General features: G+C 40.1%; 8 protein-coding genes. All 8 read left to right on the top strand.

All coding sequences use genetic code 11. The annotated features are described in order from the left end of the window. Nucleotides 1-46: 46 nt before the first annotated feature. The gene (pyrH, locus tag LIS78_RS21220) at nucleotides 47-769 is read left to right on the top strand and encodes a UMP kinase (protein ID WP_028411409.1); all 723 of its coding nucleotides are present in this window, start codon (nucleotides 47-49) and stop codon (nucleotides 767-769) included. 2 nt (nucleotides 770-771) lie between these two features. Then, nucleotides 772-1,329 (top strand): ribosome recycling factor, encoded by a 558-nt coding sequence (gene frr, locus LIS78_RS21215; RefSeq protein WP_013058847.1) that lies wholly within the window; start codon nucleotides 772-774, stop codon nucleotides 1,327-1,329. Nucleotides 1,330-1,463: 134 nt separating this feature from the next. After that, entirely contained in the window at nucleotides 1,464-2,246 is a 783-nt protein-coding gene (gene uppS / locus LIS78_RS21210) for an undecaprenyl pyrophosphate synthase (RefSeq protein ID WP_195782008.1), read from the top strand. Between the two features lie 18 nt (nucleotides 2,247-2,264). Next, nucleotides 2,265-3,056, top strand: coding sequence for a phosphatidate cytidylyltransferase (locus LIS78_RS21205; RefSeq protein ID WP_195782009.1), 792 nt, complete (start codon nucleotides 2,265-2,267; stop codon nucleotides 3,054-3,056). Between the two features lie 35 nt (nucleotides 3,057-3,091). After that, complete coding sequence (gene dxr, locus LIS78_RS21200; protein WP_252284319.1) at nucleotides 3,092-4,240, top strand: 1-deoxy-D-xylulose-5-phosphate reductoisomerase; 1,149 nt, start codon at nucleotides 3,092-3,094, stop codon at nucleotides 4,238-4,240. A 78-nt stretch (nucleotides 4,241-4,318) separates the two neighbouring features. After that, nucleotides 4,319-5,578: an RIP metalloprotease RseP gene (rseP, locus tag LIS78_RS21195; protein ID WP_025750292.1), complete on the top strand. Its 1,260-nt coding sequence runs from the start codon at nucleotides 4,319-4,321 to the stop codon at nucleotides 5,576-5,578. Nucleotides 5,579-5,683: 105 nt separating this feature from the next. Further along, a complete protein-coding gene (locus tag LIS78_RS21190) occupies nucleotides 5,684-7,381 on the top strand; it encodes a proline--tRNA ligase (RefSeq protein WP_195782011.1) in 1,698 nt (565 codons plus the stop codon). 118 nt (nucleotides 7,382-7,499) lie between these two features. Beyond that, on the top strand, nucleotides 7,500-11,810 hold the full coding sequence (locus LIS78_RS21185; RefSeq protein WP_252284318.1) for a PolC-type DNA polymerase III: 4,311 nt from the start codon (nucleotides 7,500-7,502) through the stop codon (nucleotides 11,808-11,810). The last annotated feature ends 148 nt before the right edge of the window (nucleotides 11,811-11,958 follow it).

Raw genomic sequence — 11,958 nt, 5'->3', positions numbered from 1 at the left:
TCCCTTTTTTACAAAAGAGATCTCACCGTTAACGATGGAGGTAAGCATGAGTCAAGCAAAATATAATCGTATCGTATTAAAGTTAAGTGGAGAAGCATTAGCTGGTGAAGATGGTTTTGGTATTAACCCATCCATCATCAAATCTGTTGCTGAACAAGTAAAAGCCGTTTATGAATTAGGTGTGGAAATTGCTGTAGTCGTTGGTGGTGGAAACATTTGGCGTGGTAAAATTGGTAGTGAAATGGGTATGGATCGTGCAGCTGCTGATTATATGGGAATGCTGGCAACAGTAATGAACTCGCTGGCTCTTCAAGATAGCTTAGAGAACATTGGTGTGCAAACACGAGTTCAGACTTCTATCGAGATGAGACAAGTAGCAGAGCCTTATATTAGAAGAAAAGCTGTTCGTCATCTTGAGAAAAAACGCGTTGTTATTTTCGCCGCGGGTACAGGAAACCCTTATTTCTCTACAGATACAACAGCAGCTTTGCGTGCAGCTGAAATCGAGGCTGACGTTATCTTAATGGCTAAAAACAATGTAGATGGCGTTTATAATGCAGATCCTAAGCTTGTACCTGATGCTGTAAAATACGAAACATTAACGTATATTGATGTTTTAAAAGATGGACTAGCTGTTATGGATTCTACAGCTTCTTCATTATGTATGGACAACGATATTCCGCTAATTGTTTTTTCAATTACGGAAGAAGGCAATATTAAACGTGCCGTAACAGGCGAAAACATTGGAACAATTGTAAAGGGGAAATAAACATGCCAAAACAAGTGTTGCAAAACGCAAAAGAAAGAATGGAAAAAGCAATTCAATCATTTAGTCGTGAACTAGCATCAATTCGTGCTGGACGTGCAAGCGCGTCACTTCTTGACCGCGTAACGGTAGAATACTACGGTGCACCAACACCGATCAACCAATTGGCGCAAGTAAGCGTACCAGAAGCTCGTATGCTTGTTATTCAGCCTTATGACAAATCACAAATTGGTGAAGTTGAAAAAGCCATTTTAAAATCTGATTTAGGATTAACACCTACAAGCGATGGAACTATTATCCGTTTATCGATTCCTGCTTTAACGGAAGAGCGTCGTCGTGAGTTAGTGAAAATGGTGAAAAAATATGCTGAAGAAGCAAAAGTTGCGGTTCGTAACGTACGCCGTGATGCAAACGACGATTTCAAAAAGTTAGAGAAAAAAGGTGAAATTACTGAAGACGATTTACGCGGCTACAGTGATGACATTCAAAAACTAACAGATGACCATATCGTAAAAGTGGATAAAGTGGCGAAAGATAAAGAAGAAGAAATTATGGCAGTTTAAGTCATTTCAAGGTAAAATATATTGTAAAAGACCCTCTATTGTTTACAGGGGGTTTTTTTGTTAATAATGTGTAGTAAGAAAAAACTCACATAAGCCACACGTTTATGTGAGAGCGTACAACGGGGGACCTTTGCATGTTAAGAAAATTTCAAGCATGGAAGAAAAGTCAAGATTTAAATACACTGTCTTTGTCAGAACGAAAAGATCAAGTGAAACAGCACCCTGTTCCTGAACATATCGCAATTATTATGGATGGGAACGGTCGTTGGGCGCAAAAACGAGCTCTTCCTCGCATGATGGGCCATCATGAAGGAATGAAGGTAGTGCGTCATGTGACCAGACTGGCCAATGAATTAGGTGTTAAAGTATTAACTTTATATGCATTTTCCACTGAAAATTGGAAGCGCCCCAAAACTGAAGTCGAGTTTTTAATGAAACTGCCAGAAGAATTTTTAACAACCTTTCTGCCTGAGCTAATTGAAAAAAATGTGCAAGTTCGTATTATGGGAGATAAAAGTGAGCTCCCTGCCCATACGATTCGAGCCGTGGATAACGCAATTGAAAGAACAAAGCATAACACGGGGCTGATTTTAAACTTCGCGCTCAATTATGGTAGCCGTCACGAAATTATAGGCGCTATTCAGTCATTGGTAGAAGATGTAGAGCAGGGAAAAGTAGATTCTTCTTCTATTTCAGAAAATTTATTTTCTTCCTATTTGATGAGCAAAAGCCTTCCAGATCCGGATTTGCTTATTCGTACAAGCGGCGAGCTTCGCTTAAGTAATTTTATGCTTTGGCAACTAGCTTACACAGAGTTTTGGTTTACAGAAGTATTATGGCCAGATTTTAAAGAAAATCATTTAATCGAAGCAGTCGAGGCGTTTCAAAAGCGCGGTCGCCGCTTTGGTGGTGTATAAGAAGGTGTGGAAAACAAGATGAAACAGCGCATTATCACCGCGATTGTAGCACTTGCGGTATTTGTGCCGATTGTTTTAATTGGAGGGTTACCTTTTACCCTTATCATGTATGTAATCGGAACAGTTGGTGTAATTGAACTTTTAAAAATGAAACATTTGAAAGCAATGTCTTTTCCAAGTATCATTAGTTTATTGCTAACTTGGATGTTTTTACTGCCAAACGGAAGAGATGTTGCATTTCAATTCTTAAGTGAACATAAGATAGAAGTAGCGCTTGCTGCTGTCCTTCTTCTGTTGATGTACACGGTTGTCGTCAAAAATAAATTTACCTTCGATGACGTTGGGTTTATTTTATTAACGACAGTATATGTTGGCTTTGGCTTTCATTATTTTATCGAGGTTCGTCAAGAGTTCGGGTTAGCTTATTTGTTCTTTGCTTTCCTTATTATTTGGGCGACGGATTCAGGAGCTTATTTTATTGGACGAGCAATGGGGAAACGAAAGCTATGGCCGGAAATCAGCCCTAATAAAACAATTGAAGGTTTTGTTGGTGGCGTCGTATGCGCGATCGTAGTAGCCGTTGTATTTAAGCTGTTAGCAAATATTGATCAAACCATGATCGAACTACTTGTAATTGGTATTATCGTATCGTTATTTGGACAGATGGGCGATCTTGTACAATCAGCGTTCAAACGTCACTATGGTGTAAAAGATTCAGGGAAGATTTTACCAGGTCATGGTGGGGTTTTAGACCGTTTTGACAGTTTAATGTTCATCATGCCAATTTTAGCTTTTTTATTATCTCTATAAAAAAGATGTCTTTGTTTTAATAGGAGTGAATATACTTGAAGAAAATTTCCTTGTTAGGAGCTACAGGTTCAATCGGTACTCAAACCGTTGATATTGTTCGAGCGCATCCTGAGCATTTTGAGCTCTCAGCAATCTCTGTAGGTCGAAATATTAATGAAGCAAGAAAGATTATTCAGCAGTGTAAGCCAGCCCTTGTTTCTGTGATGAAGAAAGAAGATTGTCTGTCACTGCAAGCAGAATTCCCTTCTATTCGATTTGTTTATGGAGAAGAAGGGCTTGTGGAAGTGGCAACTCATCCATCCACAGAAGTTTTGGTAAATGCTGTTCTTGGAAGTGTAGGGTTGACTCCTACGCTAGAAGCAATCAAAATGAGAAAAACAATTGCTATTGCAAATAAGGAGACACTTGTTACCGCTGGTCACCTTGTCATGGAAGCAGCCAAGGAATATGGCGCTGATATTTTACCGGTAGACAGTGAGCACTCGGCTATTTTTCAAAGTTTGCAAGGGCAAGATCAAAAAGCAATAGACCGTTTAATTTTAACGGCTTCTGGAGGGAGTTTTCGAGATAAGACGAGAGCAGAACTACAGGGAGTAACGGTTGAAGATGCGTTAAATCATCCAAACTGGTCAATGGGAGCTAAAATTACAATTGATTCGGCAACGATGATGAATAAGGGACTAGAAGTGATTGAAGCACATTGGCTTTTTGATCTTCCCTATGAGAAAATTGATGTATTGTTACATAAGGAAAGCATCATTCATTCTATGGTAGAGTATTCTGATACAAGCGTTATTGCTCAGCTTGGAACGCCTGATATGCGCGTGCCAATTCAATACGCGTTAACGTATCCAAAACGCATGTCTTTGCCTAACACCAAGCGTTTAAGTTTGGCGGATATTGGCCAGCTTCATTTCGCTAAAATGGATGAAGAGCGTTTTCGCTGTTTAGCTTTTGCATTTCAGGCTGGCAAAGCGGGTGGAACACTTCCGACTGTTTTAAATGCAGCTAATGAAGAAGCTGTTCAAGCCTTTCTAGATGGTCACATTACATTTTTACAAATTGAAGATGTGATTGAAAAAGCAATGAATGAACATACTGTAATACAGAAACCTTGTTTATCTACTATTAAAGAAGTAGATTTAGAAGCAAGAGAGTTTGTTAGATCCGCCATCTCTCGATAATGTGCGTGCGAGAGAAGCCACTCACTTATTTTTGGTGGGTGGAGGTTTGACTCTATTACATGAAGGGGGTAATACCCATTGAACACAGTCATTGCGTTTGTCGTCATTTTTGGAGCTCTTGTATTCTTTCATGAGCTTGGTCATTTAGTTTTTGCAAAGCGTGCAGGCATCTTATGCCGTGAGTTTGCCATTGGGTTTGGTCCCAAAATCTTTTCATTTAAACGAGATGAAACAGTTTATACCATTCGCTTGCTGCCTCTAGGTGGATTTGTTCGAATGGCTGGAGAAGACCCAGAAATGATCGAAGTAAAGCCTGGTCAAATGGTGGGCCTCATGTTTGATAAGGAAGGCAAAGTAAATAAAGTCATTATTAATAACAAGGAACAGCATCCAAATGCAAAAGTTATTGAGGTAGAGCAAGCAGACTTAGAGCATAATCTATTTATTTCAGGTTATGAAGAAGGTGAAGATGAACGTCTGCAAAAATTCGAGGTAGCAGAAGAATCTTACTTCGTTATGGACGGAGAAGAAATTCAAATTGCGCCTTACAGCCGTCAGTTTGCTTCCAAAACTCTTGGTCAGCGTGCGCTAGCCATTTTCGCTGGTCCGCTAATGAACTTTATATTAGCCTTTGTTATTTTTATCGTTCTTGGGATTTCTCAAGGATATGTTGTTGACAAACCCGTGATGGGCAAATTAACATCAGATGGAGTAGCCGTTGATGCGGGACTCAAACAAGGAGATAAAGTTCAAGCAATTGATGGACAAAGTGTTTCAACGTGGGATGATGTCGTAAAAGTAATTCAAAAACATCCTGAACAGCAAATTACATTCACGGTTCAGCGCGGCGGCAAAACGCTAGATATTCCAATTACACCTGAAAGTCGCAAAGTTGGGGAACAGACAATTGGATTAATTGGCGTATATGCACCGGTTGAAAAGTCATTCATTGGTTCGATCACGCACGGAGCTACTGAAACATATACGTGGATGAAAGAAATCTTAACGGGTCTAGGGAAGCTTGTGACAGGACAGTTCAAACTGGATATGCTTTCTGGTCCTGTAGGTATTTACGCAGCAACTGATCAAGTAGCACAGTCAGGCATTTATTATCTAATGAAATGGGCAGCCGTTTTAAGTATTAACTTAGGGATTGTCAATTTGCTCCCACTTCCTGCTTTAGATGGAGGACGACTATTGTTCTTCGCTGTAGAAGGAATTCGCGGTAAGCCAATTGATCGTCAAAAAGAAGGCATTGTTCATTTTATCGGTTTTGCTTTATTAATGCTGCTGATGCTCGTTGTAACGTGGAACGATATTCAAAAGTTCTTTTTATAAGACATACGCTCAGCGAGGGATATTCCCTCGCTGATTATATGAAAATTGCGGCATGGTCCGCCTTAAAAAAATAAGATAGAGAAGTAAGCAAAGAGGTGCGAGGTTATGAGACAAAGTTCTACATTGATTCCTACATTAAGAGAAGTGCCAGCTGATGCGGACATAAAAAGCCATCAGCTCCTATTGCGCGCAGGTTATATGCGCCAGAATGCAAGCGGGGTGTACAGCTTCTTACCGCTTGGTAAGCGAGTATTGCAAAAAGTTGAACAAATTGTTCGTGAAGAAATGGACCGTGCTGGTTCTGTCGAATTATTGATGCCTGCTTTACAACAAGCTGAATTGTGGCAAGAGTCTGGGCGCTGGTATTCATATGGGCCTGAGTTAATGCGTATGAAAGATCGTCACGGCCGTGAATTTGCTTTGGGAGCAACACACGAAGAAGTTATCACAAGCTTGCTTCGTGACGAAGTGAAGTCATATAAACGTTTACCGCTAAATTTATATCAAATTCAAACGAAGTTCCGCGATGAAAAACGTCCACGCTTTGGATTATTACGCGGTCGTGAATTTATTATGAAAGATGCATATTCGTTTCATGCTTCTCAAGAAAGTTTAGATGAAGTATATGACAAAATGTTTGCTGCCTACAGCCGCATCTTTGAGCGCTGCGGATTAAATTTCCGTGCGGTTATCGCTGATTCAGGTGCAATGGGCGGAAAAGATACGCATGAATTTATGGTTCTTTCTGAAATTGGGGAAGATACAATTGCTTATTCAGATACATCTTCTTATGCAGCCAATGTTGAAATGGCACCGGTTGTAAATACGTATGAAAAATCAACTGAAGCCGAAAAAGAATTAACAAAAGTGGAAACACCAAATCAGCATAGCATTGAAGACGTAGCTGCTTTCTTAAACGTTGAAGCGACTTCTTGTATCAAGTCACTCTTATTTAAAGTAGACGATCGTTTTGTGCTTGTACTTGTTCGCGGAGATCACGAAGTAAACGATATTAAAGTGAAAAACTATTTTGAAGCTTCCGTTGTTGAATTGGCAACTCCAGAAGAAACAAAAGAAGTATTAAAATGTGCAGTTGGTTCAGTAGGACCGATTGGCGTAAGCGATTCAGTAGAAGTAGTAGCTGACAATGCTGTAAAAGCAATTGTTAACGGTGTATGCGGAGCAAATGAAGAAGGTTATCACTATACAAATGTGAATGAACGTGACTTTAATGCAACTTACGAGGATTTCCGCTTTATTCAAGAAGGAGATCAGTCACCAGACGGACAAGGTGTTATTAAGTTTGCTAAAGGTATTGAAGTCGGACACGTCTTTAAGCTAGGAACTCGCTACAGTGAAGCAATGGGAGCAACATATTTAGATGAGAATGGACGCAGCCAGCCAATGATTATGGGCTGCTACGGTATCGGTGTTTCTCGTACAGTTGCTGCGATTGCAGAACAGTTTAACGATGAAAATGGTCTTCTATGGCCAGAAGCTGTTACGCCTTATCAAGTGCACGTTATTCCAGTTAACGTGAAAAATGATGAACAGCGTGAACTAGGTGAGAAATTATATAATGAGTTATTAGATAATCGCTTTGAAGTGCTGTTAGATGACCGCCAAGAGCGTGCAGGAGTGAAATTTGCAGACTCAGACTTAATTGGCCTTCCTGTTCGAGTAACAGTTGGAAAACGTGCATCTGAAGGAATTGTAGAAGTAAAAGTGCGTAAAACAGGAGAGTCGTTAGAAGTGTCAGTTGACAATCTTGTTTCCACAGTGAAAGAACTGCTAGCGAAGTAATGAAGCAGCGGGGATTTGTATCCCTGCTGTTTTTATGTTTATAAACAGAACATATGACAGAATAGAAGTCATTTATGTTAAAATAGATTGCACTCATTTATAAAAGGAGGCAGAAAACTTGGAAGCACAAACGCTAGGAAAAAAGGAGCGTTTTAAGTTGCTGCTGCAGCAGTTAGAGCTGACGAGTGATCAAATTGTTCCTTATTTTGAAAACGCAGCGATTGAAAAGCTCGTCATTCAGAAAGAACAAAAAAAATGGCATTTCCATTTTTCTTTAGAAGGGTTATTACCTTTTGAGATTTATGAGTTATTCCATGCTCGCATGTCTTCAGCTTTTTCTCATATTGCGAGTGTTTCTTTTTCTATTCAAACCGTTAATAAAGAATGTACGGAAGAGCATGTACAGTCATATTGGAAGCATTGTATTGGGGAAATGCAGGGCATATCTCCGCTTTTACAGTCGCTTTTACAAGATCAAATGCCGAGATTAAACGGTGCTAAATTGATCGTGAACGCACGACATGATGCAGAAGGAACGGCTTTACGTAAAAAGTATAGTCAGTTAATTGCTGATCAGTATGCGTCCTATGGGTTCCCGAACCTTCAGCTAATGACGGAAGTTGTACATTCAGAAGAAGCATTTCAGCAGTTTGTAGAGCAACGAAAACAAGAAGATACAGAAAAAGTATTACAAGCCATCACAGAAATGCAAAATAAAGAAAATGAAAAAAGTGATGGACCAGACCTACCAAAAGGTCCGCTTACAATTGGATATACGATTAAAGACGAGACGGTTCGCCTGGACTCCATTGTGGATGAAGAAAAGCGAATTGCCGTTGAAGGATACGTATTTGATGCAGAAACTAGAGAATTACGAAGCGGACGTACGCTTCTTATTTTTAAAGTGACAGATTATACAAACTCTATTATGGTTAAAATGTTTTCGCGTGACAAAGAAGATATTCCTTTACTTCAAGCGATTAAAAAAGGAATGTGGGTAAAGGTTCGCGGAAGTGTACAAAACGATACATTTGTCCGTGATCTAGTTATGATTGGAAATGATGTTAACGAGATTACCGGTCCCGCTAGACAGGATACAGCGCCTGAAGATGAAAAGCGTGTGGAACTTCACTTGCATACGCCAATGAGTCAAATGGATGCCGTTTCATCTGTTGGAGCTTTAGTCGGACAAGCCAAAAAATGGGGACATCCGGCTGTAGCGATAACTGATCACGCGGTTGCACAGTCGTTTCCTGAAGCGTATGGAGCCGGGAAAAAGAACGGCATTAAAATACTGTACGGAGTGGAAGTCAATTTAGTAGACGACGGTGTGCCGATTGCCTATAATCCGCAGCATGTGGATTTGACAGAAGCAACTTACGTAGTATTTGACGTTGAAACAACCGGTTTGTCAGCCGTATACGATACCATTATTGAACTTGCTGCCGTGAAGATGAAAGAAGGCGAAATCATCGATCGATTTGAACGTTTTGCAAATCCTCATCATCCTCTGTCTGCAACAACAATTGAGCTGACGGGTATTACAGATGATATGGTCCAAAATGCACCTGAAATCTCAGAAGTACTTCGGGATTTTCACGAGTGGATGGGCGACAGTATTTTAGTCGCTCATAATGCAAGCTTTGATATGGGATTTTTAAATATGGGGCTGCAAAAAATCGGATTAGAAAAAGCAGCTAACGGCGTTATTGATACGCTTGAACTCGGAAGATTTTTGTATCCGCATATGAAAAACCATCGTTTAAATACTCTTGCTAAAAAGTTTGATATTGAACTTGTACAGCATCACCGCGCGATTTATGATGCGGAAACAACCGGTTATTTGTTAAATAAAATGCTGAAAGATGCATTTGAACGTGAAATTACGATGCACGATCGCTTAAATGATTATATGGGAGAAGGGAATGCATATCAGCGGGCCCGTCCTTATCATGCGACGCTTTTAGCACAAAACGACGCAGGTTTAAAAAATCTATTTAAACTCGTTTCGATTTCTCATTTAAATTACTTTTATCGAGTTCCGCGAATTCCAAGATCTCAGCTCGACAAATATCGAGAAGGCATCTTGATTGGAACCGCATGTGACCGAGGCGAAGTATTCGAAGGCATGATGCAAAAAGGAATTGATGAAGTAGAAGGAGCAGCTGAATTTTATGATTACATCGAAGTACAGCCTCCTGACAACTACAAGCACTTAATTGAACTAGATTTAGTGCGAGATGAGAAAGCCTTAAAAGATATTATTAGCAATATTGTAAAGCTCGGTGAAAAGATTGGAAAGCCGGTTGTAGCAACAGGAAATGTTCACTATCTCAATCCGGAAGACAAAATTTACCGAAAAATTTTAATTGGTTCACAAGGCGGGGCTAACCCGTTAAACCGTCACCAGCTGCCGGATGTTCATTTTAGATCAACGGATGAGATGCTGAATTGTTTTTCATTTTTAGACGGGGACAAAGCGAAAGAAATTGTTGTTCATAATACGCAAAAAATAGCGGATATGATTGACGATATTAAACCAATTAAAGATGATTTATATACGCCAAAAATTGAAGGTGCAGACGAAGAAATGCGTGAAATGAGCTATGCGATGGCACGCAGCATCTACGGTGAAGAGCTGCCTGAAGTGGTAGAAGCTCGTCTAGAGAAAGAGTTGAAAAGTATTATCGGCCACGGGTTTGCTGTTATTTACTTGATCTCGCATAAACTCGTTAAAAAATCCTTGAATGATGGTTACTTAGTTGGTTCACGTGGTTCCGTAGGGTCTTCATTCGTTGCGACGATGACGGAAATTACAGAAGTAAACCCACTGCCGCCGCATTATGTTTGTCCAAAATGTAAGAAATCTGAGTTTTTTAATGACGGTTCCGTTGGTTCTGGATTCGACTTGCCGGACAAAAGCTGCGACGATTGTGGCGTACCATTTATTAAAGATGGACACGATATTCCGTTTGAAACGTTCTTAGGATTCAAAGGAGATAAAGTTCCCGACATCGATTTGAATTTTTCTGGAGAGTATCAGCCGCGAGCTCATAACTATACAAAAGTACTGTTTGGAGAAGATAATGTATACCGCGCGGGAACAATCGGTACAGTGGCCGAAAAAACAGCTTATGGCTATGTAAAAGGCTATGCCGGTGATCGTGATTTACATTTACGAAACGCAGAAGTGGATCGTTTAGTAGCAGGATGTACGGGTGTAAAACGTACAACGGGTCAGCATCCAGGGGGGATTATCGTTGTACCGGACTATATGGATATTTTCGATTTTTCACCGATCCAGTTTCCAGCTGACGACCGTAATTCCGAATGGAGAACAACTCATTTTGACTTCCATTCGATTCATGATAATTTATTAAAACTTGATATACTCGGACACGATGATCCGACCGTGATTCGCATGCTTCAAGATTTAAGTGGAATTGATCCAAAAACGATTCCGACGGATGATCCTGAAGTTATGAAAATTTTTAGCGGAACGGAATCACTTGGCGTAACAGAAGAGCAAATTATGTGTAAAACAGGAACGCTTGGCATACCTGAATTTGGAACGCGCTTTGTGCGTCAAATGTTAGAAGATACGAAGCCAACGACGTTTTCAGAGCTTGTTCAAATCTCGGGACTGTCGCACGGGACGGACGTGTGGCTTGGTAATGCGCAGGAGCTAATTCGCAATGATATTTGCAACTTAAGTGAAGTAATCGGCTGTCGTGATGACATTATGGTTTATCTGATTTATCAAGGCCTTGAACCTTCACTTGCCTTTAAAATTATGGAGTCTGTACGTAAAGGGAAAGGGCTAACACCTGAATTTGAAGAGGAAATGATCAAAAATGGTGTTCCGGACTGGTATATTGATTCTTGTAAAAAGATTAAGTATATGTTCCCTAAAGCCCATGCGGCTGCTTATGTATTGATGGCCGTGCGTATAGCTTATTTTAAAGTGCACCACGCGCTTCTTTATTACGCAGCATACTTTACGGTTCGTGCAGATGACTTTGATATTGATACGATGATCAAAGGCTCAACTGCCATTCGAGCGAAGATGGAAGAAATCAATGCCAAAGGTTTAGATGCATCTCCTAAAGAGAAAAACTTATTAACGGTGCTTGAGCTTTCTTTAGAAATGTGCGAACGAGGCTATTCATTTAAAAAAGTAGATTTATATGAATCGAGCGCAGACGAATTTTTAATTGACGGCACGTCTTTAGTTCCACCGTTTAATGCCATTCCCGGTCTTGGCACAAATGCAGCGCTGAACATTGTAAAAGCTCGTGAAACGGGAGAGTTTTTATCGAAAGAAGACTTGCAGCAGCGAGGCAAAGTATCGAAGACGATTTTAGAGTATCTAGACAACCATGGATGTCTTGAATCATTACCTGATCAGAACCAGCTTTCTCTTTTCTAACATTTGCATAAAATAAGCGGTTATGATATAGTAATTGTGGAAATGCTAAGGATACGGACGAGAAAGAGTGGGGAAACCCGCTCTTTCTTATTGATATGAACTTACTGACATAGTAAGTAGTATGGAGAACGAATCGGCTTCTAGCATG

The sequence above is a fragment of the Priestia megaterium genome (genome assembly GCF_023824195.1).
Lineage (GTDB): Bacteria > Bacillota > Bacilli > Bacillales > Bacillaceae_H > Priestia > Priestia megaterium_D.
The sequence above is the reverse complement of the archived record's forward strand: the minus strand, read 5'-3'. Positions and strand labels throughout refer to the sequence as shown.

Coding starts and splice junctions, on each gene's coding strand:
- pyrH (WP_028411409.1), top strand. CDS start 47: ATGAGTCAAGCAAAATATAATCGTATCGTATTAAAGTTAAGTGGAGAA.
- frr (WP_013058847.1), top strand. CDS start 772: ATGCCAAAACAAGTGTTGCAAAACGCAAAAGAAAGAATGGAAAAAGCA.
- uppS (WP_195782008.1), top strand. CDS start 1,464: ATGTTAAGAAAATTTCAAGCATGGAAGAAAAGTCAAGATTTAAATACA.
- LIS78_RS21205 (WP_195782009.1), top strand. CDS start 2,265: ATGAAACAGCGCATTATCACCGCGATTGTAGCACTTGCGGTATTTGTG.
- LIS78_RS21190 (WP_195782011.1), top strand. CDS start 5,684: ATGAGACAAAGTTCTACATTGATTCCTACATTAAGAGAAGTGCCAGCT.